Annotated in this window: 20 protein-coding genes, 2 rRNA genes, 1 other RNA gene and 2 pseudogenes (1 of these 25 running past the window's edge); 20 read left to right on the top strand and 5 right to left on the bottom strand. The window is 37.3% G+C overall.

The window, feature by feature from the left end; all coding sequences use genetic code 11:
• Positions 1-10 precede the first annotated feature (10 nt).
• The 3 genes from IGJ18_RS11025 to IGJ18_RS11015 all read left to right on the top strand — a co-directional run bounded on the left by IGJ18_RS11025 (position 11) and on the right by IGJ18_RS11015 (position 2,219).
• Positions 11-961: a DHH family phosphoesterase gene (locus IGJ18_RS11025; RefSeq protein WP_438843316.1), complete on the top strand. Its 951-nt coding sequence runs from the start codon at positions 11-13 to the stop codon at positions 959-961.
• Between the two features lie 140 nt (positions 962-1,101).
• A complete protein-coding gene (locus IGJ18_RS11020) occupies positions 1,102-1,434 on the top strand; it encodes a zinc ribbon domain-containing protein YjdM (protein ID WP_010720737.1) in 333 nt (110 codons plus the stop codon).
• A gap of 77 nt (positions 1,435-1,511) precedes the next feature.
• A complete protein-coding gene (locus tag IGJ18_RS11015; RefSeq protein ID WP_010720736.1) occupies positions 1,512-2,219 on the top strand; it encodes a zinc metallopeptidase in 708 nt (235 codons plus the stop codon).
• A 201-nt stretch (positions 2,220-2,420) separates the two neighbouring features.
• Here IGJ18_RS11015 and IGJ18_RS11010 read toward each other — a convergent pair whose 3' ends face one another.
• Positions 2,421-3,884 carry a helix-turn-helix domain-containing protein gene (locus IGJ18_RS11010; RefSeq protein WP_010737192.1) on the bottom strand — a complete coding sequence of 488 codons (1,464 nt, stop codon included), beginning with the start codon at positions 3,882-3,884 and terminating at the stop codon, positions 2,421-2,423.
• 444 nt (positions 3,885-4,328) lie between these two features.
• Here IGJ18_RS11010 and IGJ18_RS11005 point away from each other — a divergent pair, with 444 nt between their 5' ends.
• Positions 4,329-4,871: a hypothetical protein gene (locus IGJ18_RS11005; protein ID WP_010720734.1), complete on the top strand. Its 543-nt coding sequence runs from the start codon at positions 4,329-4,331 to the stop codon at positions 4,869-4,871.
• A 159-nt stretch (positions 4,872-5,030) separates the two neighbouring features.
• On the top strand, positions 5,031-5,366 hold the full coding sequence (locus tag IGJ18_RS11000) for a hypothetical protein (protein ID WP_010737193.1): 336 nt from the start codon (positions 5,031-5,033) through the stop codon (positions 5,364-5,366).
• Between the two features lie 106 nt (positions 5,367-5,472).
• Here the strand turns inward: IGJ18_RS11000 and IGJ18_RS10995 are convergent, their stop codons facing one another.
• A complete protein-coding gene (locus tag IGJ18_RS10995; protein ID WP_094940107.1) occupies positions 5,473-6,333 on the bottom strand; it encodes a helix-turn-helix domain-containing protein in 861 nt (286 codons plus the stop codon).
• Between the two features lie 108 nt (positions 6,334-6,441).
• On the opposite strand from IGJ18_RS10995, the gene tadA reads away from it, so the two are divergent.
• The 10 genes and pseudogenes from tadA to IGJ18_RS10945 all read left to right on the top strand — a co-directional run bounded on the left by tadA (position 6,442) and on the right by IGJ18_RS10945 (position 14,946).
• On the top strand, positions 6,442-6,933 hold the full coding sequence (gene tadA, locus IGJ18_RS10990) for a tRNA adenosine(34) deaminase TadA (RefSeq protein WP_010720731.1): 492 nt from the start codon (positions 6,442-6,444) through the stop codon (positions 6,931-6,933).
• A gap of 40 nt (positions 6,934-6,973) precedes the next feature.
• Positions 6,974-7,058, top strand: an RNA gene (gene ffs, locus IGJ18_RS10985) — signal recognition particle sRNA small type.
• A gap of 246 nt (positions 7,059-7,304) precedes the next feature.
• Complete coding sequence (locus IGJ18_RS10980) at positions 7,305-7,625, top strand: hypothetical protein (RefSeq protein WP_113821139.1); 321 nt, start codon at positions 7,305-7,307, stop codon at positions 7,623-7,625.
• Positions 7,626-8,407: 782 nt separating this feature from the next.
• A complete protein-coding gene (locus IGJ18_RS10975; RefSeq protein ID WP_053766345.1) occupies positions 8,408-8,779 on the top strand; it encodes a phage holin family protein in 372 nt (123 codons plus the stop codon).
• Positions 8,780-9,042: 263 nt separating this feature from the next.
• Positions 9,043-9,450, top strand: a pseudogene (locus IGJ18_RS10970) (phage tail tip lysozyme); the annotation flags it as partial.
• A 75-nt stretch (positions 9,451-9,525) separates the two neighbouring features.
• A pseudogene (locus IGJ18_RS10965) lies at positions 9,526-10,494 on the top strand (peptidoglycan amidohydrolase family protein); the annotation flags it as partial.
• A gap of 960 nt (positions 10,495-11,454) precedes the next feature.
• Positions 11,455-12,840 carry a bifunctional metallophosphatase/5'-nucleotidase gene (locus IGJ18_RS10960; RefSeq protein WP_240273616.1) on the top strand — a complete coding sequence of 462 codons (1,386 nt, stop codon included), beginning with the start codon at positions 11,455-11,457 and terminating at the stop codon, positions 12,838-12,840.
• Positions 12,841-12,876: 36 nt separating this feature from the next.
• Positions 12,877-13,536: a YutD family protein gene (locus tag IGJ18_RS10955; protein ID WP_311817312.1), complete on the top strand. Its 660-nt coding sequence runs from the start codon at positions 12,877-12,879 to the stop codon at positions 13,534-13,536.
• Positions 13,537-13,538: 2 nt separating this feature from the next.
• A complete protein-coding gene (locus tag IGJ18_RS10950) occupies positions 13,539-14,303 on the top strand; it encodes a TIGR01457 family HAD-type hydrolase (RefSeq protein WP_438843315.1) in 765 nt (254 codons plus the stop codon).
• Between the two features lies 1 nt (position 14,304).
• Complete coding sequence (locus IGJ18_RS10945; RefSeq protein ID WP_034700571.1) at positions 14,305-14,946, top strand: TIGR01906 family membrane protein; 642 nt, start codon at positions 14,305-14,307, stop codon at positions 14,944-14,946.
• Positions 14,947-15,643: 697 nt separating this feature from the next.
• Here IGJ18_RS10945 and IGJ18_RS10940 read toward each other — a convergent pair.
• Positions 15,644-16,153, bottom strand: coding sequence for a phosphatidylglycerophosphatase A family protein (locus IGJ18_RS10940; RefSeq protein ID WP_010720723.1), 510 nt, complete (start codon positions 16,151-16,153; stop codon positions 15,644-15,646).
• 120 nt (positions 16,154-16,273) lie between these two features.
• Positions 16,274-17,272 carry an NAD(P)/FAD-dependent oxidoreductase gene (locus IGJ18_RS10935; protein WP_034700569.1) on the bottom strand — a complete coding sequence of 333 codons (999 nt, stop codon included), beginning with the start codon at positions 17,270-17,272 and terminating at the stop codon, positions 16,274-16,276.
• Positions 17,273-17,599: 327 nt separating this feature from the next.
• Here IGJ18_RS10935 and IGJ18_RS10930 point away from each other — a divergent pair, with 327 nt between their 5' ends.
• The gene (locus IGJ18_RS10930; RefSeq protein ID WP_010720721.1) at positions 17,600-18,184 is read left to right on the top strand and encodes a peptidylprolyl isomerase; all 585 of its coding nucleotides are present in this window, start codon (positions 17,600-17,602) and stop codon (positions 18,182-18,184) included.
• A gap of 141 nt (positions 18,185-18,325) precedes the next feature.
• On the opposite strand, the gene IGJ18_RS10925 is transcribed toward IGJ18_RS10930, so the two are convergent.
• Positions 18,326-19,492, bottom strand: coding sequence for a MalY/PatB family protein (locus IGJ18_RS10925; RefSeq protein WP_010737204.1), 1,167 nt, complete (start codon positions 19,490-19,492; stop codon positions 18,326-18,328).
• 91 nt (positions 19,493-19,583) lie between these two features.
• Between IGJ18_RS10925 and IGJ18_RS10920 the strand changes: the two genes are divergently transcribed.
• From IGJ18_RS10920 to IGJ18_RS10905, 4 genes are all read left to right on the top strand, one after another.
• Positions 19,584-19,964 carry a CvfD/Ygs/GSP13 family RNA-binding post-transcriptional regulator gene (locus tag IGJ18_RS10920; protein ID WP_010720719.1) on the top strand — a complete coding sequence of 127 codons (381 nt, stop codon included), beginning with the start codon at positions 19,584-19,586 and terminating at the stop codon, positions 19,962-19,964.
• A gap of 73 nt (positions 19,965-20,037) precedes the next feature.
• A complete protein-coding gene (locus tag IGJ18_RS10915) occupies positions 20,038-20,400 on the top strand; it encodes a hypothetical protein (protein WP_010720718.1) in 363 nt (120 codons plus the stop codon).
• 690 nt (positions 20,401-21,090) lie between these two features.
• Positions 21,091-22,650 (top strand): 16S ribosomal RNA (locus IGJ18_RS10910).
• A gap of 232 nt (positions 22,651-22,882) precedes the next feature.
• Positions 22,883-23,402: ribosomal RNA gene (locus IGJ18_RS10905) — 23S ribosomal RNA — on the top strand; it runs 2,394 nt beyond the window's last position.
• Together the 16S and 23S rRNA genes form the textbook arrangement of a ribosomal RNA operon.

The raw sequence follows: 23,402 nt of genomic DNA, 5'->3' as shown, positions 1-23,402 counted from the left end.
CAGGGAAATAATGACTGTCCAATCTGAAATTTTAGCAGAAATAAAAAAATATGATCGAATCATCATCCATCGACATCAACGTCCTGACCCAGATGCTTTAGGTTCTCAAGTAGGTTTAGCAGAGATTTTAAGAGCAACGTTTCCTCAAAAAGAAATTTACCAAGTCGGGGAAACTGTGGAGGGCTTGCGCTTTTTAGCAGAAATGCAAATAGTTGATGATCAAGTGTATGAAGGAGCTTTGGTCATCGTCACTGATACAGCAAATGCGCCTAGAATCAGTGACGATCGTTTTAAGTTAGGTGAGAAATTGATAAAAATTGATCATCATCCAAATGATGAACCGTATGGTGATCTGGTCTGGGTCGATACGAAAGCCAGCAGTTGTAGTGAGATGATTACGGAGTTTGCCCTCATGTTTCCAAATGAGTTAACGTTGAATACCAGTGCAGCGCGTTTGCTTTATGCTGGGATTGTAGGAGATACAGGACGCTTCCTATATCCAGCTACAACCGCCAGGACGTTGGAAATTGCAGCAGATTTAAGACGTTATCCTTTTGATGCCAGTGCATTGAATCGTGAAATTGAACAAATGCCGATGAAAGTTGCTAAACTTTCAGGTTATTTATACCAAAATATCCAGGTTGATGAAAATGGCGCAGGAAAAGTGATTTTATCACAAGAACTCCTTTCGCAATACGGAATTGATGATTCTGAAACAGCAGCTGTTGTTTCCTTGCCTGGTGTCATTGATGAGGTATTAGCTTGGGGAATCTTTGTGCAACAACCTGAAGGATATTACCGTGTACGGTTACGTTCGAAAGGCCCGATCATTAATGAATTAGCGAAAAAGCATCATGGTGGTGGCCACCCGCTCGCAAGTGGCGCAAGTGCGAAAGATTTAGCGGAAGTGGCAGAAATTTATGGCGAAATCAAAGAGATTTGTCATGCGTATCAAAGATAGTAACTATTTTAGAAGAGAGAGTTGTTCGTTGTAAAAATGATTTTTACTAAACTTTGTTTTAAAAATCACAAGTCTCTCTTTTCAAAAGACACGTTATCCGTTACAATAATGCTCAACGCTATTTTTAAAGGAGAAAGAAGATGACATTACCAAACTGCCCACAATGTGGCTCTGAATACACTTACGAAGATCGAGGATTATTTATTTGTCCTGAATGTGCAAATGAATGGACAAATGAAGAACAGGACCAAGTAGATGGCTTGATCGTTCTTGATGCTAATGGTAATCCTTTGGCAGAAGGCGATAGTGTGACAGTGATCAAAGATTTAAAAGTGAAAGGTGCATCTGGTGCCATCAAACAAGGAACAAAAGTGAAAAATATTCGTCTAGTGGAAGGCGACCATAACATTGATTGTAAAGTCGATGGATTTGGACCGATGAAATTAAAATCAGAATTTGTTAAAAAACTCTAATACACTCAAGGTATTTTCACCTTCTTTTTAGATCACTCATGGTAAAATAAGTTAAAATAAAAAGGAGTGGATTTATCATGTATGGATATGGCATGTATGGCTTTTTTGATCCTACATTTTTGTTAGTGATCATCGGATTAGTTATTTCCGGTATTGCCTCAGCTTATGTGAACAGTACTTTTCGTAAATATGACAAAATCAGAAGTAAGAATAACGTGACGGGTACTCAAGCAGCGCAATACATTTTACAAAGTCAACAAATTAATGATGTCGGTGTCCAACAAATTGCAGGAGATTTGACCGATAATTATAATTCAGGAAATAAAATGTTGAGCTTATCACAAGCAACGGCACAGTCTACTTCGGTAGCTGCAATTGGTGTTGCAGCCCATGAATGTGGGCATGCGGTACAAGATGCTGTTGGTTATGCGCCGCTAAAGATTCGTGCCGCACTGGTTCCAGTGGCTAATTTTGGTTCGATGATTTCATTTCCATTGATTTTGATTGGTGTTTTACTGAGCTGGAATGATACATTAATCAACATCGGTATTTTTGCTTTTTCACTTGCGCTTTTGTTTCAGCTAGTTACATTACCAGTCGAATTTAATGCATCCAGACGAGCCATTCAAATTCTAAGCGAAGGTGGTCTTCTGACAGCAGAAGAAGTACCAATGGCTAGACACGTACTCTTTGCCGCAGCATTGACATACGTAGCTGCAGCACTTGCCACTTTCTTACAATTGCTTCGTTTGATCTTATTATTCGGTGGTAATCGTAGAGACTAGTACATGGGACATTATTAAGGTCCTTACTAGCAATGAAAAATCGTAAGTAATTATCGTTAAACCGCTTTGACCTGGTTCAAACGCGAAGAGTTGAATAAGATAGGGCTATCTATCAAGATAATAGTTAAGTATAGGACAACAGGTTGTCCTATACTTTTTTGGCTTGTTTCAGTTATTTTCCAGCTTAAGGAAACAAAAGGATTATTTTTGGTGGAGTCTTTGTATCAGATGGAATAAATGGAGCCAAAGTTCATCTTCACGTTCAGGGTCAAGATAAAAGATATCTGCCGTTTGTTGTTGGGTATCGAACCAATCAGTGACGATTAAATCAGCTTCTTCAGGATTTTCGGTGATTTGTAAAAACTGATGATTAAAAATATTTTTTAATAATTTTTCGATGTGGTAGTTTCCCGAAAAGACCTTGCTTATCTGTAGATGTATCGCTAATTTTTTATTTTCTTCCGATTTTAAAAGTGTATAGATCAGGCGACTAAGATGTTCGTGCAGTAAATTTTGGCTTGGTTGAGAAGTAAACGTGTCAGCGATGATCATTTGTATTTTTTTTAATCGTTGATCCGAGGCATCGATTTTCATATTTTCAGAAGGATAATAAAGTGCATGGAAGTAATCGATTTTTTCTTGGAATAAAAAAATAAACGTCGTCAGCATCATAATCAAATAATGGTAATAATACTTCTTTTCACCAGCAGATATCGAAGGGAATGATTCAGCTATTTTTTTGATCAGAAAAGAAACTTGTCGACAAAGCGAATGATTACTTTTAGAAAACTCATAGCCAAAGAGTGTTTTTTGTTGTTCGGGAATGAGGTTAGGAAAAAAATAGCAAAGTAAAAAATTAAAGTATAGTACTTCATTTTGAACAAGACTTTCAGGCAATGATTGGGACAATTGTTTTTTCAATTCGCCGCTAAAATCTTTTGTAGAAGTTAAAATTTTCATTGTTTCATAGCTTTCTAAGAGGCTAGCATCTGGTAATTGATGATGAGCAGATCGCATTAAAAAGATTGCCACTAATAAGTAAACTTTTTCTTGTATCTTTGATGTTTTCTTGGTCATCAAAAGCTCATTGGATAAATGAGTATGCTTTACTTGGGAAAGTTTCATATTTGTCAAAGGCCAATCAATCCCCTGAAAAGCATCAGAAAAAAAGAAATACATATAAATTCTAATCGATAATTCATCGCCTTTCAAAATGTAACAATTTTGGCGAGAGATGATTTGCAGATGGAACTTTTTAAGTGATTTGTTTAATTGATTAGTTAGTTTTTCTAAATAAGAAGGAGATATGTACAACTTTTCCAATAATATTTTTTTTGAAACACGACTGTGTGGCGAATCAAAAAGTAACAATAAAAAATTAAAACGATTTGATTCGCGTAGAAAAAACAATTTTATATAATGAAAGATCGCCATTTTTTCATCTTTATGTTGTGAATCTAATTTCAATTCGCCTTTGGCAGTTGAGTAAATGAATCTAGGGATACTTAGTTGTTGAAAAATAGTCCCGTTTAATTTGCGGATGATTTCTTTGATCGTTCTCTTAGGGATTGATAGAACCTGAGATAATTCACGTAAGGAACATTTATTGGTTTGAACAATGGTATAGAATACTAACAATTCTTTCTTTTTTGCGTCCGTTAACATAAGTTGCTCCTTTTCCTTTTATTTTTTGTCCATGGGAGGACATAAACTGTGAGTGGAAAGAGTTTTTAATGTATGTTATTCTCACATAGTAGTAGTTGTTGTATGTACATGTTGTTATTTAAATGGTATATAACAATCGTTTATTCTATTGTTGTTTTTTTCGCTCATTTTGTCAAGTTATAACAGATTAAATAATCAATTTATATAACAAAAACATTGTTATTTAGCTGATTTTGTTATGTTGGGTTTTGAGTATTGAAGAAAGTTATTAATAAAATAAGCTTCTTGTTGAAATTGTACCTAAATATATTTTTTTGATGTTATGTTGTTATTTTTAATGGGGGATTATTACTGTCCTCTAAATAATAATACCTTTAATTTAGAGATGACTAAAAATAATGTCTTTTTAAAAAAAATGATCAAAAGTGAGAAAGGAAGAATTGTATGAGTAGAGTAACAAATTTTAGCAAAGAGTATTTACTCTTTAAAAGTATGGTATATGCTGAAGAAAATGGCTTATCAAAGATAACAGCTAGGAGTTTAGCTTCTTTTTGTGGCTGTTCCACTTATCCGATTTATGCCCACTTTAAATCAATACGTATATTAAAAGAAAAAATACTTGAAGAAATAACGATCTGTTTTGATCGCTATTTATCAGAATATGTCATTGATGATTTCTTCAGTATCGTCCATCTACTAAAAGAGTTCTTTTCAATCCATGAAAGCATTCGTGGAGTAGTGATTAAGTCTGAGTTAGATATGGCTTCCTTATTTAAACGTGCGTTTTCAGAATATGTCAAAGAACATACTGGGATCAAAGAGCCTTACTTATTAGAATTACTTTGGCTCAATGCATTAGGCAGTTTGAACTCAGATCGATCTTCTCATGAATTTTTTGAAACAATGACATTGATTTGGAATAAATTGGCTGAGTTGGAAGAGAACTTGCCTGAAGTATTAACAAATATTGAATATTCCCCTAAGTAAATGGATGAAACGATGCTGAAGCGTCCTTTCATATAGATGATCAGAAAAATTGGTGGTAGCGTTTTATCTTTCGGCGATTTTGAAAGTGAAAAAGGGTAAATAGTTCGTTTATCTTTTTATCTATGCTATGATTAATATAGATAAAAGGAGCTGATAATGATGAAAACATCAACAAAAGTAACAATTGGATTAGGTGTCGCAGCAGCAGCAAGCGTAGCGACAGCAGTAGTTGTTTCGGGAAAAGTCATTGAAAAAATCCATCATTTGACGAACCGGGCAAAAGTAAAAAAGTTCGTTAATGAGACATTTGATGGAAACGAAAAGCTACTAGATATCGTTGAACATTTATCGGATAGTGATTTAGATTCTTTGATGGGAATCCTGGCGAAGATCAAGTCAGGCAAAAAGAAAATTTCTGTCTACGGAGATTCTCTAAAAGGATCAACGGAAGATGTGAAAGACCGTTTACTCCATTACGTTGATAAAATCATGTGATGCAACAAAAAAAGTAAAGTTAAAAGTACAAAAAGAGCGAAAGTATTAAAAAATGGGACAAACATTATTGGTTTGTCTCATGAACGAATACTTTCGCTTTTTGTGTTCAATGTGTTTGTTCTTGCAGTAAGAGCAAATGACAAAACAGTAAATCATTTGCTTCTTTTAAGTTGAACCCAGTTTGTTCTTGGAATTTTTCGATTTTGTATTTCAATGTATTTCGATGAAGAAAGAGTGATTTAGCTGTCGAACTAATATTACCTAAATTTTTCCATAACACTGAAATGATCTCTTCCATTTCTGTCCGTTTGACCATCTCCTGATAACTTGCAATTAACTGATTGTTGTTCATTGTTCCTTTTGTATAATGATGTAAAGCCACCTCCGATAATGAGATTGCGCCACCGTGTAAAGCAAAGTGCTTTTTTTCTTCAAAAAATATTTTCCGCTCTTCAAAAAACAGTTCTGAAAAATTGGGAGAAGGCAAATGAAATGAGCCAATAAATACTTGGGTAGTAATTTCAAAGTCTGCATCTAATGAAAGAAAAATACCTCTTAGCTCAGAAAGTTCTAGATAACTAGGATATTTTTTTTCAATCAGTACAGCATCGGTTTCTGTATAAAAGAAAAAATCTTCTAAGTGGAAAAACATTTCACCGATTGTTTCTTGCCATTGGCGCTTAAGAAATTCTCCTCTTGGATCAATGTGAAATTGAATCATGCGAAAGCTTTCTTCTGCTACTAGCGGTTTATTTTCAAATAGATAATGATACCACGGATGATTATCTTCGACAGTAGCTACAGGGAATAACGCTTTCAAAAGATTTGTTTCTTGTGTCGAAATCGTCGATTGATCGATCCATAAAAAATAATCATCAATTGCTAAAGAGAGAATTCCTTTATCGGAAGCAGGGGAATTTTTTTTCTGTGCATTAGGATAAAGTGTTATCAGTTTTGTCAAGTCCATCAAAGTCACCTCATGTTTTATTTTACCATAAGACAAAAAGCTAGTTACAACCTTTTTGACTTATGCTAAAGTTAAGCAAGAAAACGAAAAATAGGGGATCGATTGGAAATGAAGGAAATCGATAATGAAAAACATGAAAAATGGATGCGTTTAGCCATTGAAGAAGCTCAGAAAGCCCAACAATTAGCGGAAGTACCAATTGGAGCGATTGTTGTTTTAAATGATGAAATCATTGGAAGAGGCTACAATTTAAGAGAAACCACGCAAGACGCAACCACGCATGCGGAAATGATTGCGATCCGTGAAGCTTGTCAAAATGTTGGAAGTTGGCGTTTAGAAGAAGCCCAATTATATGTGACACTCGAGCCTTGTCCTATGTGTAGCGGTGCGATGATTTTATCTCGAGTCAAAGAAGTATACTTCGGTGCGTATGATCCAAAGGGTGGAACAGCGGGAACATTAATGAATTTGTTGACAGATGAACGCTTTAACCACCAAGCCCATGTAGTAGGAGGCGTTTTGGAAACGGAATGTGGCCAACTTTTAACGGATTTTTTTAGAGAGTTGCGCTTAAGAAAAAAGAAATTAAAAAAAGGCTAGCCAAATAAAAAAAAATCAGGTATACTATTATTTGCCGAAAGGCTAGGACAATGGCGGGCTTGTGAAGCGTGTCAGATCTGGAAGGAAGCAGCACTAAGCAGGATCCGCCATGTGTCTGATTAAAACGAATCTTAAAAGCGTGATAGGTAGTACTTTACTACTTGTTACGTTTTTTTTTGTATAATGAACCAGTGTCTCTTTAGTTTTTTAGGTACTTTATTTGTATTTTATAGAGAAGTAAATAGATAGAGTATAATTGTTATTGGTGAAAAGACAGCATTCCATACCAATGACCTAAAAATAAATAATCGAAAGAGGTACATATTGATGGGAACGGAACACAAGCAAATGATATAAACGACGGTATACAGATGGCTAGTGACTATCTTGGGCTACAATTGTCTTATTATATTGAGGAAGAAAATAAATTGCCGTCTAGCTCAAGTGTAAACAATATTAATGTAGAAAACTATTTCCCTTTTGAGCAGACGAATACATACAATAAAGAGGATTCATTTGTCACGCTTGTTTCAGTTAATATAAAAGAGTATCTGGACATGGAAAAGAGAGAACGTAAAAATGTGTCTATTCCTAAGTGGGCAGATAAATTAGGCAAAGAATTGAAGATCAATTTTTCTGAAACATTGACACATGCGATTTTAAAGAAAGCAGAAGAAGTAAAAAATAATTAAAATAAATGACAAGAAAAAAGCCTGGAATAAAATTTAACTTTAGTCCAAAATATGAATTTTACAAATATTCACAACGAATATTTTGTAAAATTCTTTTTTTGAATAAGCAGAGAACTTGATAAAATGACAGCTCTAAATTTAATAGTGAACGAATAAGTTGGCTTAAGAACAGTGAAAAGTTGAAAGAGGTTGAGACAAAAGTGTTCAGCATCAAGAAATAAGAAGGAATTTCCGAAAATTGACAAGAAACACAAAAACTAGTTTTTGATGTTGATTGTTACCTACTTGGTGATTCTCAAATTTTTGGTAAATTTCGGCAAATTTTCCGAAGATGCTACTTTTGTCTCACCGTGAGCAAGAGGTCGTGAAAAGAGTGTTTTGACCTGAGCGCTCACCAAGTAAAAACTGCGACGAGTAATCGCAGGAGCATTAAGGATGGAAATCTCGAAACAGCTTCCCATGTTTTGAGATTTTTTGACTTATCGCCGAAGGTCAGCGCTTTGAACGCCGTTTATTCGTTTTTAGAGATACTAGAAGAGACTGAGACAACTTTTGTCCCAGTCCCTTTTTTTTTGTCACAAATTTTATTATTTTCCAACATATCTAAATGGAAACAAAAATCTTTAGCAAAGTAGTGAAAGGAAGGTCTGACAATGTAAAAAGAAGAATAGTGTATCAAACAAATGATGAAAGCCAAGAGCAAGGGACTCAAAACTGCAAACTAATGTCTGTTATGGAGGGCATTTCTTTCGCAGTCATTACGTTTAAAAGGAGGTGTTAGTATGACGGCATTAACGAAAGTCTTTGCTAGTGATCAAGCATTAATTCACAGTTTTTTTCTAGTGGTTCTATTAGATCTCATAACAGGTTGGCTTAAAGCAAAAGTCAATCATGTTTGGTATTCAACGCTAAGTTGGCGAGGACTTTGGAAAAAACTCAGTCATTTTGTGTTATTGATCCTGACGGGAGTCGTTGATTTTGTGTTGATCCAAAACGGCGTTCATTTTGAATTTACGTTAGTAAAGGTTTTTACGACTTGCCTGATTTTCACTGAGATTGGGAGCATTTTGACCAATATTGCTGAGTCAGAAGTAACGACTTATTTTGAGGGGATTTTAAAATCAATTCAAGACAAAATGAAACCAAAACAATAACGAAACAGAGAACGATTAGGAAGGATCAAAGTGAATTTACCGAGATACTACGTGATAATGACTTTTTTATTTACTAACAAAGCAACCTAGGCACAGCTTTTTAGAAAAAAGTAAAAGATTTTATTTTTTCTGTCACAAATCACTAAAATAGCTCACATATCTATGTGATTCGAATCAAATGATCAAAATAATTTTTTAGGAGGATGAAAGATAACAGTAAGTAATAAGCTGTGTACATTTAAAGGCGCAACTAATATGAAAAAATGATTGAAAGTAAGGAGCGAACAACTATTATGGGGCAATTTGAAACAGCAAAAACAATTTGGGATTACTTGGTCAGTCAAGGCTGGTCAAAAACCGCAGTTGCTGGATTATTAGGGAACATGCAATCAGAAAGTGGCATTATTGCCGACCGATGGGAGAGCGACATTGTCGGAAATATGTCTGGTGGATACGGACTAGTGCAATGGACACCAGCATCTAAATATATCAATTGGGCAAATGCGAATGGATTAAATTACAAAGACGTCATTTCTCAATGCAAACGTATTGAGTGGGAGGTAGCAAACAATCAACAATTTTATAATATATCTATGACGTTTCAACAATTTAAGACAAGTAACAAGTCTCCAGAAGAACTGGCGAATATTTTCATTCAATATTATGAAAGACCGGCAAATGCAAACCAACCAGCAAGAGCGCAACAAGCTAGATACTGGTACCAACAATTAAACCGAACAAAAGTCGTGGATTGGTTCAATAAACATCGTGGACAGATAACCTATTCCATGACTGGCTCAAGAAACGGTACAGATGGAACGGCAGATTGTTCTGGAAGTATTACTCAAGCAGTCAAAGACAGCTCTGGAATTCCTTATAGCTATTTATATAATACGGTTACCCTTGGTGGTTATCTCCAAAGATGTGGTTATGTATTAGTTTTAGTCGGAAATTCAAACGCTTCCAATCTCTCTCAGCTGAAAGATGAGGATATTGTTTTACTTTCTGGTGGGTCCTCGATGGCTGATTCAGGTGGTGCGATTGGACATACAGGTGTGATTACTGGTGGTGGTAAAAACATCACTTCAACTTGTTACTATACGCAAGGAGAAAAAAATACTGCGATTCAAGAATTACGTTTTGATAAAAATTATATCGTTGCAAATGGGTTTCATTATTATGAAGTTTGGCGTTTTTCTGGCGGTTTTAATCAATCAAGTTCAACAGGAATAACTAATGACCCAACGCCACCTTCATTTTCGACAAATGTTCATTATAGTTTACGAGTGTTGGGGGGAGCTTGGTTAGGAGAAATCACTAACTTTAACAATTCAGATTCTAATGGTTTTTCAGGATTACCGAATCATCAACACGATATGCTATATATCAAGGTTGATAAAGGAACATTACGTTATCGAGTACACACGATGACAAGCGGTTGGTTAGATTGGGTTAGTAAAGGTGATCCAAATGATATGGTCAATGGATGTGCAGGGAATCCTGGAGAAGCGATTGATGGTGTACAAATCTATTACACAACACCTGCTGGAGAAACTTATTCACAAGCATATTACCGTTCACAAACGACCGCTCGTGCTGACTGGTTACAAACTTGTTGCGATGATGGAACATCGATCGTCGGTTACGATGGTTGGGCAGGGATGTTTGGCGAACCGCTAGACCGTCTGCAAATCGGGATTGCGAAATCCAATCCTTTATTTACTTATTCACCAGGGGTAAATAATGGGGGAAGTTTTTCTACCAATGTTCACTATGGGTTACGTGTGTTGGGCGGAAGTTGGTTAGGAGAAATTACCAATTTCAATGATGTCGATTCCAATGGTTTTTCAGGATTGCCAAATAATCAACATGACATGCTTTATATCAAAGTAGATGCGGGAACGATTCGTTATCGAGTCCATACGGTAAAAAGTGGTTGGTTAGATTGGGTCAGCAAAGGTGATCCAAATGATATGGTCAATGGATGTGCAGGAAATCCTGGTGAAGCCATCGATGGTGTGCAACTTTACTATACAACACCTACAGGTAAGACATTATCGCAAGCCTACTACCGTTCTCAAACGACCGCCCGAGCTGGTTGGCTAGGAGTATGTTGTGATGATGGCACCTCTATCGCTGGCTATGATGGCTGGGCAGGAATGTTTGGCGAACCATTGGATCGTCTACAAATCAGCATAGCTGCATCTAATCAATTTTTTGATTAAAAAAACTTCAATTAGTTGTCTGAAAAGAGAAAAATGAGAAACTGATTGCTACTTGATTACTACTTGATTATTACTGAAGAAGTAGTGATAGAAGAGTTAGTTTTAAGAAATAAGCCGAAGAATTCCGACATTCGTCCTGCGTATATTGGAAATTCTACGGCTTATTTCTGTCGATTTGATTGAAAGTTAGCTGACGAATGAATGGGCAATGCCAATAGAATTATGTCTATTGATCATGTTTTGCTGTAACGTATTTTTTCATCACTTTTCTACCCCGAATCGCTAGCTAGAGATAGACTGATTATTACTTTGATCCGATATTATCCACAAGGCTAACGTTTAGAATGGAGTCTATTCACAGCGGAGGAATTTGATTTTCTTTAAAATCTTTCAAAGTGAACAAAGAAAAAGCCTATGGTATGATAAAGAAAAGTGAGGCGAAAGAATAAGATGGAAAAAATAGTTCTATTACATACGAATGATTTACACTCGCATCTAGAAAACTGGCCTAAAATCAGAAGGTTTATTGAGCAAAAAAAGCGTGAAAACGAAAAAAAAGAAAATACCACGACCATCACTGTTGATTTAGGTGACTTTGTTGATCGCTGGCACCCGCTATCAGAAGCAACCGATGGACAAGCAAATGTTGAACTAATGAATAACGTAGGCTATGATGCTGTGACGATAGGTAATAATGAAGGCGTAGGAAATGCCAAGGATCAATTGAATCATCTTTATGATCAGGCAAACTTTGATATTTTATTGGATAATTTGTTTGATAAACATCTGTTGCAACCGCCGAAATGGGCAAAAAAGTACAAGATCATTGAAACTCCTCAACAGACTAAAATCGGCTTACTGGCTTTGACGGCTCCTTTTCCCTTAACTTATAGTCCAAATGGTTGGGATATCAGAAACCCTTATGATATTTTGCCTGAATTGGTGGAAGAACTAAGACCAAAAGTAGACATCTTGGTATTGATGAGCCATCTAGGTATCCAAGACGATCGTCAGATTGCCCAAGAACTTCCGTCAATCGATGTAATCTTAGGCTCACATACGCATCATTTGCTGATTGATGGTCAAATCGTTAATGGTGTTCAGCTTGCAGCAGCGGGAAAATATGGACAATACGTTGGAGAGGTTCACCTCACCGTTGATGAGCATAAAAACATCATCCAAAAATCAGCTCGGGCTATTCCAACAGAGACGATGACGACGTTTATTGAAGATGAGCAGGAAAGCCAAGATTATTTAACTAAAGGGCACGAACTATTAGCGGCAAAAAAAGTAGCCAAGTTGCCTTATGATTTATCAGTAGATATTTTTGCGGAACATTCTTTTATCTATGAGGCGTTAGAAGCAGTCAAGTATCGTGGGCAAACACAAGGCGCAATGCTAAATAGTGGGTTGTTTTTAACTGGATTACCAGCAGGGCTGATCAATCAGGATCAACTGCATACGGCATTACCTCATCCAATGCATTTACTGAATGTCACACTTAAAGGAAGTGATTTGATTCGATTGGTATTAGAAATCGAAAAAAATCGTGCCTTTTTACGCAATTACCCAATCAGAGGTATGGGATTTCGGGGAAAAATTTTTGGACAAGTGGTTTATAGTGGGATCTCTTATGATGCAGTGAATCATCAAGTTCACTGGCTGAATCAGCCGATAGATAACGAGCGTCGATATACATTTACAACAGTGGATCATTTTATGTTTGTACCTTTCTTTCCAACGATTGAGATTGCTGGTGAAAATGAATTTTTATTTCCGGAATTTATTCGTAGCGTAGTAGGGGAATACTTAAATGCTCACTATCCAATAAAATAAAAACAAGGTATAATAGGAACGATAGGTGGTGAAAGCATGTCGGCAAAACAAAAAGAGCAACACGCCGTTGAAGCTAAAACAAAAGAAAAACAGACAGCGAAAAATGTCGAGGACCATACGGTGACAGAAGAAATCACCGCCGTGTTAGAAGAAATTATCGAAGAACCCAAACCGGAGAAAGTAAAGGGAGAAATCATTACTTTCATCGATGAGAAGAATTTTTTGATTGGCGAACAGCACTATCGCCTAGTAAAGGATCATCGAGAGGGGTTCAATCCAGAAAAACTTGGCGAAAGATATAGTGAAGTCTTGTCGCGTTATGACTATATCGTTGGTGATTGGGGCTATGAACAATTAAGATTAAAAGGATTTTTCCGAGTAGATAACAGACGTGCTCATCCCGACCAACGAATTGATGCTTTGGAAGATTATTTGTATGAGTATTGTAATTTTGGTTGCGCTTATTTTGTGATTGAACAAATCGGAGGTAAGAAGGAAAAAAATACTCCTCGCCGAAGAAAAAAGAAAAATCAAAACCAACATCGTGCGTACATTGATGAGAAAAAAGGACCCGTTTCTTCAAATCACAAAAAACCGGTCATCAAAAAAAGAAAAACAGAACAAAAAAAGACTGAAAAAACATTAACTAAACCAAAAGCCAACACTAATTTTACGATAAGACAAAGGGAAGAGTAAAGATGGATTATAAAGGATATTTGATTGATTTAGATGGAACGATTTATCGGGGGACTGAACCTATACCTGCTGGGAAATGTTTTGTGGAGGCTCTTCAGGCAAAAAAACAGCCTTTTCTGTTTGTTACGAATAACACCACAAAAAGTCCACAGGCAGTAGCCAATCGCTTGGCAGATGAATTTGATATACACGTCAGCCCAGAAACTGTTTATACAGCTTCTTTAGCAACGATCGATTTTATGCACGCTGCCGGGAAAGGAAACACGTTTTATGCCATAGGTGAAGCTGGTTTGATCGATTTGATTTTAGAAGCAGGGTTTGTCTGGGATGAAGAAAATCCCGATTATGTAGTGGTCGGTCTAGATAATTATCTGACGTATGAAAAAGTAGTCAAAGCGACTCTTGCGATCCAAAAAGGGGCAACATTTATTGGAACAAATCCAGATAAAAATATTCCAACTGAGCGTGGGTTGTTGCCAGGTGCAGGATCGGTTATTTCGTTTGTGGAGACAGCTACGCAGACGCCGCCGATTTATATTGGCAAACCAGAAGCGATCATTATGGATAAGGCGGTAGAAAAATTAGGTTTAACGAAAGCAGATGTCATCATGGTTGGAGACAACTATGAAACAGACATCCAAGCAGGGATTCGAAATGGGATTGATACGTTGTTGGTGCTCTCAGGATTTACGAAAGCTGAGGATGTACCTTTATTACCGGTACCTGCTACACACGTTCTCCGTTCGTTAGATGAGTGGAGTTTCTAGAATGAGAAAAACAAAATGGGTGTGGGGAGAATATGCGGGTTTGGTTTGTCTATTCTTCATGCTGATCAGTCTGGCGATCGCGATAACAATCAATTTTCGCTTTCTCTATGAACTAGACATCAAATATCTGAACATATTGGATCATACTACGCTTGATCAAGAAACTTTATTGAAAAATTTTGATCAATTAATGGCTTATTTAAATAATCCTTTTCAGAAGGAATTAAGTCTGCAAAATTTTCCTATTTCTGCAAGTGGAGCACATCATTTTTATGAAGTCAAAAAACTTTTTTTACTTAACTATTTTGTGCTGCTGTTGACGTTGATACCTAGTATCTACTATCTCTTTTATCTGAAACGTCATAAGCGTTTTTGGCGTTTAGTTCAACCGTTTAAGATTGGAATGCTCGTACCGATTGTTTTTGGCTTTTTTATGTTGGTAGGATTTGATCGCTTTTTTATCTTGTTCCATGAAACATTTTTTAACAACGACGATTGGCTGTTTGATCCGACAACCGATCCAATCATTAACGTCTTACCAGAACAATTTTTTATGCATAGTTTTATTTTATTTTTTATTTTAATTGAACTCTTTTTTGCTTTTTTTGTTATCATTGGAAAAAGAGAGCTAAAAAGAAGTTAAAATCAAACATAGAATAGAACAAATCATAATGCCTATTTTGTTTCAACAGAATAAAAAAAGCCCGAGACAAGGAGATTGTCTCGGGTTTTTGCTTTAAACGGTGTTCAAACATCAGCTCCTTGAAATAAGCCTGAATTTTTCAAAATATGAGAAGCTATTTTAAAAAATTCTTTCTTATTGTCATCGGAGCTATACGATGTTTTCACAACCTCTGATTCACGGTGTTCAAAGAGCTGTCCTTCGGTATTAAGTCAAAAAATCTCAAAACATGAAAAGCTGTTTCGAGATTTTCGTCCTTAATACTCAGGACAAAACGCTCTTTTCACAACCTCTTTCTCTAAACGGTGTTCAAACATCAGCTCCTTGAAATAAGCCTGAATTTTTCAAAATATGAGAAGCTATTTTAAAAAATTCTTTCTTATTGTCATCGGAGCTATACGATGTTTTCACAACCTCTGGTTCACGGTGTTCAAAGAGCTGTCCTTCGGTATTAAGTCAAAAAATCTCAAAACATGAAAAGCTGTTTCGAGATTTTCATCCTTAATACTCAGGACAAGTCGCTCTTTTCACAACCTCTGATTCACGGTGTTCAAGAAGCAACTCCTCAGCAATAAGCGATGATTTTCTAAAATATGAGAAGCTATTTAAAAAAATCCTCTCTTATTCGCTCGGAGCTGATCGCTTCTTTCACAACCTCTTATTGAGTCAAACGACTGCGTTTTTCTGGCTCTTGGTGAGCAAGACGACTGGCAGCAGAGGCAGCGATTGCACCCACGATGTCATCCAAGAAAGTATGCACATTTTTTCCGTCATGGCTATTTAATTTTTGTAAAATACCAGGCTTTACTTTATCGATATAGCCATAATTAGTGAAACCGATTGTCCCATAGACATTTACAATTGATAAGGCTAGTATTTCATCGATCCCATACAGTCCTTCATCATCTTCAATGATATGTTGGAGCGGTGACATCAACTTATTTTCTTCTGCTAAAATATCTAATTGAACCCCAGTTATGATTGCGTTATGGACTTCACGTTTGGTTAAGACAGCGTGAACACTTTGGATACAATCTGCTAAAGTAAGATCAGTAATGTAATCTTTTTGTAAAAACATCACTAGCTCAGCAATGTCTTCAAGGGTTACTCCACGCTCATTGAGCAATTCACGTGCTTTTTCTTCTAGCGTTTCAGTTTTGATAACCATTTTCTTCCTCCTTTTGCTTCTGTGAATCAACTATATTGTTAGCCTACCAAATAAAAAAGCAAGAAACAAATGTTGTCTCCTCTGCTTTGGACAAAATGGTCAAAAATCACACAAGCTATCCTATTTCGGAGGAACTTTTTTATCATATAAACTGGTACTATGTCCAGGTTGTGTGCGTTCTTTAGGGTTAATAAAGTGTAACGCATTATTGACAGCTGTAGGTGCTTCGCCAAATCCAGTAGCGATCAATTTTACTTTTCCTTTGTAAGAACAGATATCTCCAGCAGCATAAACGCCTGGTATCGAGGTTGACATATCTGAGTTTACTGAAATTGCATTTCTGGTACTTTCAAGTCCCCATGTTGAAAGATGTTCTAGATTTGAGGTGAACCCATAATTAACAATCAATGAATCAATCAGTAACTCAATTGTTTCCTCGCTTTTTACCCGTTTTAAGCGAACAGCAGTCAATTCCCCATTTTCTCCAGATAATTCATCAATGAGATAGGGAGTTAAAAGATTGACTGATGAAGCTTTCAATAAGTTTACACTATGCTCATGAGCTCTAAATTCTGGCCGGCGATGGATAAGATAAACTTCACTCGCAATCGGTTCTAGCATCAACGCCCAATCAATTGCTGAATCACCACCACCTGCAATTGCTACTTTTTTACCAGCATATTTCATTAAATCGTTCACAAAATAATCGAGACCGTGATGCTCATAAGTTGTTGCTTCTGGTACATTTAATTTTCTAGGTTGAAAAGAACCGCTTCCTAAAGTCAAAATGACTGCTTTTGAATAGTGGATTCCTTTAGTAGTTGTGATCTCAATTATTTCATCTTCTTTAGTAATAGAAAGAACTTCCTCATTCAAATGAAAAGAGTGATTGAATGTGGTTAACTGTTTTTCCAGATTTGCTACTAAGTCACTGGCTTTCACGGCGGGATAGCCGGGAATATCATAAATGTATTTTTCTGGGTAAAGCGTTGCTAATTGCCCACCTAGTTGAGGTAAACTGTCAATGATCTTAGTTTTTGCTTGACGCATACCTGCGTAAAACGCTGCAAACATCCCTACTGGTCCTGCACCGATAATTGTAATATCATAGATTTCCATAGAAAACTTCCTCCTCATACCCACACTATAGCAGAATTTAATTGAGAATACTTCTCAAACAAATGATTTATTTCTAATTCTTAAGGAGGTTGGGGCAGAAGCGAAAACGATCTCTCGTGAAATCTACTGGTTCACATATTAAAAAATACTCGTGGATTATTTTTTAAGTCAGAGAAACGCAGAAAAGTATCTATCATTTGATAAAAAGTATATAATCATTTTTACATAAGGATGAGTCTTTTTGTTTTCTTAAGTTTCATGTAACAGCGAATAGAGAGAATATGTTATTATTACCAATGAAGGAATAATTTTTAGGAGGAAAAAGATATGGTATTCCCACAATTAAGCTTAGAAAATGAAAAAGGACCAAAGGCAGTAATAAAAACAAACCGTGGTGACATTACGGTCCAATTATTCCCAGAATTAGCGCCTAAAACAGTTAAAAATTTTATTGAACTTGCTAAAAAAGGATATTACGACGGAGTAATTTTCCACCGTGTCATCCCTGATTTTATGATTCAAGGTGGCGATCCAACTGGTACAGGTATGGGTGGCGAAAGCATCTATGGTGAAAGTTTTGAAGATGAATTTAGTCGTGAGTTGTTCAACTTACGTGGGGCGTTATCGATGGCTAACTCTGGACCAAATACAAACGGTAGCCAGTTCTTTATCGTGAATAATGAAAATGTACCAGCGAATATGCTAGATCAATTAGAAGGTGCAGGCTTCCCGGCTGAAATCATCGAAGCATACAAAGGTGGTGGGACACCTTGGCTAGATTTCCGTCATACTGTATTTGGTCATGTGATTGATGGCATGACTACCGTAGATGAAATTGCTAACGTACAACGTGGTCCACAAGATCGTCCAGTACATGATGTAGTGATCGAGAAAGTTGAAGTATCAGAATAATCACTCGCAATAGTAAGACATTTTAATTATTAACTAAGCACAAAATAAACCAACTGGTTTCAATCATTGACCCAGTTGGTTTATTTTATTTATAATTAGAATAGAACCTCGTTTAAAAGTCGTCAAAAATGCTTTTGTTTTTTATGTGAAGGCTTTTTTTATCCGCATCAATCCATCTAGTAGTGTTTCTTCCGGACAAGCTAAATTCAATCGCATATGAGCATGACCGGCAGGACCAAATGAGATGCCAGGATTTAAAACAACTTTTCCTTTGGTAATCAATGTTTGTTCTAGCAACTCGTCATTCGCTTCATAAGCAGAAAAATCTAACCACATCAAATACGTTCCTTCAATCGTCATCACACCTAGTTGAGGTAAATGTTTTTCAAAAAAAGAAGTGGCAGTGGCCGCGTTTTTTTCTATATAAGGAAGCAGTTGACTAAGCCATTCTCTACCCGTTTCGTAAGCAGCTTGTGTACCGATTAGACCAAAAGTATTTATATCTTGTTGCTGATTCATTAGTAACCGCTGTTCAAATTGTTCTTTTAATTTAGGATTTTTTATAAACACCATTGAGTTTTTAATCGCTGCTAAATTAAAGGTCTTGGTTGCCGAAGTAAACGTGATTAAAGACTGACTTAGTGTTTCATCAATCGTTAACATCGAGTTAAAATGGTTCGTTGAAAAAACTAAGTCTTGATGAATTTCATCACTAAAAAGCAGCACTTTGTGTTTCAAACATAGTTCGCTTAGTTGTGATAATTCTTCTTTAGTCCAAACACGCCCCCCTGGATTGTGGGGATTACAAAGGATTACCACTTTTACTTGTTGTTCAACGATCTTTTTTTCCATATCTTGAAAGTCCATCATGAATTTATTGTTTTGTTCAATTAATTGACTCCGTATAAGCTGACGGTGATTACTCTCGACGATTGCAGAAAAAGGTGGGTAAACGGGGTCATGGATCAACACACTGTCACCTGGTTCAGTAAAAGTTTGAATTGCAACAGCTAAACTAGATAAAACACCGCTAGTAAAGACAATGTGTTCTTTTGTTAAAGATACCTGATGCTGTTGTTTTTCCCAATTGATGACTGCGTGATATAATTTTTCTGAAACGGTAGAGTAACCAAAAAGACCTTGAGAAACATAATTTTCAAAAGCTTTTTTTACTCCAACAGGTGATAAAAAATCCATGTCTGCAACCCATAAAGGCAATAAGTCGTCTCTTTGATAGGTTTCTTTAATTGAATCCCATTTTACGCTATCGGTATGTCTTCTTGAAACTTTCTTGTCAAATTCACTCATCTAAAGGACCCCTTTTTCTATTGAGTATTTTCAAAACTTCTTTTTTTAAATCATTTACAGTATAATGATAAATGCAAAGAGAGGGAAGTACATGACATATAAAATTGGACAAATAATTAAAGGAAAAATAACTGGAATACAGCCTTATGGTGCATTTGTGTCTTTAGACGAGGAAACACAAGGCTTGATTCACGTATCAGAAGTACAATCAGGTTACACGAAAAGTATTCACACATTGTTAAAAGTTGGTCAACCAGTAACTGTTCAAATCATTGATATTGATGAATATTCAAAAAAAATTAGTTTGTCGTTACGTACGTTGGAGAAGAAGAGCCCTGTTATTCCTTATCGAAGGAAAAGATACTTTACGAATAAAAATAAAAAAATCGGGTTTGCCACGATTGCGGAACAACTACCAAAATGGGTGGACGAAGCACTAGAAGAACTAGAACAGAAAGAAAATAAGAAATAAAAAGTGTATTTTTTCTGAAAATGTGCTAGAATTTTTATGTAAACCACAGAACAAGTTGATCGAGGTGGAAATTTTGGCAAGCAAAAAAGTAGCTGGTACAATCATGTTGCATTTGGAGGATGGATCAAAAAAATTTTTAGTCCATTCAATTGATGACAAGCTGGAGTTTGCATTAGCAGAGCTTTCAGAAGAAAAGACGGGGTTAGCAAACATACTTAGCTTTTTAAAAGAAATCGTTCATATTGATGTTAGCAAAATTAATTTGATGGAGTTGACCAATACACATATTAATCACGAAAATGTTCCATTGTTTGTTTTTGAAACTGAGCAAAAAAGTCAAAGTGAAGACTTAGGTAAAGGCTATCTTTGGGAAGACCCAGATCAAATGCGCTCTGTCCTTGGCACTTACGAAGTGGAAGGAGTTCCTTTCTTTTAATGTAGAATTAGACACCAAAAGAAACTTGAAAAAAATTCAAGTTTCTTTTTTTATGGTAACCGGTCCTCTTTAAAGGATGAAACGTTCAGTTTATCATGGATTATATTCGATAATGCAAACTTTTTTATGATTCTTTTGAAGTAAAAGCGAATGATGATCTTTTGCTTGAATATTCTTTTGAAAAATTAAGTGAAAATGCTTGTTGACGTACCTTGGTTTACGTGATAAATTTATTAACGTTGATTTAAGAAACAGCGTAATGAAACTTTCTAAAAAAATAGCAGAAAAGTTCTTGACGTTTCTAAAAACACATGATAAGATAACTAAGTCGTTAAAAAACGACAGCTTACGAAGCTTGATTCTATCGAAAAAAACTTCAAAAAAGTTGTTGACAAATAACAAACGATGAGTTATGATAAATGAGTTGCTGAAACACTTCTGAAAAACGAAGTCAAAAAAACTTTTAAAAAAAGAGTTGACAAACAAACGTCGCTCTGATATGATATAAAAGTTGCTACGGCAATCTCAAATGATTAGCTTTTAATCAAGTAGACCTTTGAAAACTGAACAAAGCAAAGACAAACCAAATGTGTAGGGCGTCTTGATTGATTCAAGACAACAAACATTTTTAACAAGCAAGCAATATGCTAGCAAACAATTGAGCTTAACAATCGCAAGATTGTTCGAACTTTTTATGAGAGTTTGATCCTGGCTCAGGACGAACGCTGGCGGCGTGCCTAATACATGCAAGTCGAACGCTTCTTTTTCCACCGGAGCTTGCTCCACCGGAAAAAGAGGAGTGGCGAACGGGTGAGTAACACGTGGGTAACCTGCCCATCAGAAGGGGATAACACTTGGAAACAGGTGCTAATACCGTATAACAATCGAAACCGCATGGTTTTGATTTGAAAGGCGCTTTCGGGTGTCGCTGATGGATGGACCCGCGGTGCATTAGCTAGTTGGTGAGGTAACGGCTCACCAAGGCGACGATGCATAGCCGACCTGAGAGGGTGATCGGCCACATTGGGACTGAGACACGGCCCAAACTCCTACGGGAGGCAGCAGTAGGGAATCTTCGGCAATGGACGAAAGTCTGACCGAGCAACGCCGCGTGAGTGAAGAAGGTTTTCGGATCGTAAAACTCTGTTGTTAGAGAAGAACAAGGATGAGAGTAACTGTTCATCCCTTGACGGTATCTAACCAGAAAGCCACGGCTAACTACGTGCCAGCAGCCGCGGTAATACGTAGGTGGCAAGCGTTGTCCGGATTTATTGGGCGTAAAGCGAGCGCAGGCGGTTTCTTAAGTCTGATGTGAAAGCCCCCGGCTCAACCGGGGAGGGTCATTGGAAACTGGGAGACTTGAGTGCAGAAGAGGAGAGTGGAATTCCATGTGTAGCGGTGAAATGCGTAGATATATGGAGGAACACCAGTGGCGAAGGCGGCTCTCTGGTCTGTAACTGACGCTGAGGCTCGAAAGCGTGGGGAGCAAACAGGATTAGATACCCTGGTAGTCCACGCCGTAAACGATGAGTGCTAAGTGTTGGAGGGTTTCCGCCCTTCAGTGCTGCAGCTAACGCATTAAGCACTCCGCCTGGGGAGTACGACCGCAAGGTTGAAACTCAAAGGAATTGACGGGGGCCCGCACAAGCGGTGGAGCATGTGGTTTAATTCGAAGCAACGCGAAGAACCTTACCAGGTCTTGACATCCTTTGACCACTCTAGAGATAGAGCTTCCCCTTCGGGGGCAAAGTGACAGGTGGTGCATGGTTGTCGTCAGCTCGTGTCGTGAGATGTTGGGTTAAGTCCCGCAACGAGCGCAACCCTTATTGTTAGTTGCCATCATTTAGTTGGGCACTCTAGCAAGACTGCCGGTGACAAACCGGAGGAAGGTGGGGATGACGTCAAATCATCATGCCCCTTATGACCTGGGCTACACACGTGCTACAATGGGAAGTACAACGAGTCGCAAAGTCGCGAGGCTAAGCTAATCTCTTAAAGCTTCTCTCAGTTCGGATTGTAGGCTGCAACTCGCCTACATGAAGCCGGAATCGCTAGTAATCGCGGATCAGCACGCCGCGGTGAATACGTTCCCGGGCCTTGTACACACCGCCCGTCACACCACGAGAGTTTGTAACACCCGAAGTCGGTGAGGTAACCTTTTGGAGCCAGCCGCCTAAGGTGGGATAGATGATTGGGGTGAAGTCGTAACAAGGTAGCCGTATCGGAAGGTGCGGCTGGATCACCTCCTTTCTAAGGAATATTACGGAGACTACACTGTTTGTTTTTCACTTTGTTCAGTTTTGAGAGGTTTACTCTCAAAGATATATTTTTGTTCATTGAAAACTGGATATTTGAAGTAAATTAGTAATACAAACCGAGAACACCGCGTTGAATGAGTTTTTTAATAAGTTCAATTGCTTATTTTCTTGATTGGACTTCTATCGCTAGAAGAAAGATCAAAACCCAACCGCAAGGTTGATAAGGTTAAGTGAATAAGGGCGCACGGTGGATGCCTTGGCACTAGGAGCCGATGAAGGACGGGACTAACACCGATATGCTTTGGGGAGCTGTACGTAAGCTATGATCCAGAGATTTCCGAATGGGGGAACCCAGCATCTTTTATAGGATGTTACGTTTGCGTGAATACATAGCGCATTCGAGGTAGACGCAGAGAACTGAAACATCTAAGTACCTGCAGGAAGAGAAAGAAAATTCGATTCCCTGAGTAGCGGCGAGCGAAACGGGAAAAGCCCAAACCAATGAGCTTGCTCATTGGGGTTGTAGGACTCCAATATGGTAGTTCTTTCAGATAGTCGAATGACTTGGAAAAGTCAGTCAAAGAGGGTAAAAACCCCGTAGATGAAATTTGGAAGGCACCTAGGAGGATCCTGAGTACGGCGGAACACGAGGAATTCCGTCGGAATCCGGGAGGACCATCTCCCAAGGCTAAATACTCCCTAGTGACCGATAGTGAACCAGTACCGTGAGGGAAAGGTGAAAAG

It is taken from the genome of Enterococcus sp. AZ078 (genome assembly GCF_051714985.1).
Lineage (GTDB): Bacteria > Bacillota > Bacilli > Lactobacillales > Enterococcaceae > Enterococcus_B > Enterococcus_B hirae.
This window is presented reverse-complemented; position numbering and strand designations above follow the sequence as displayed.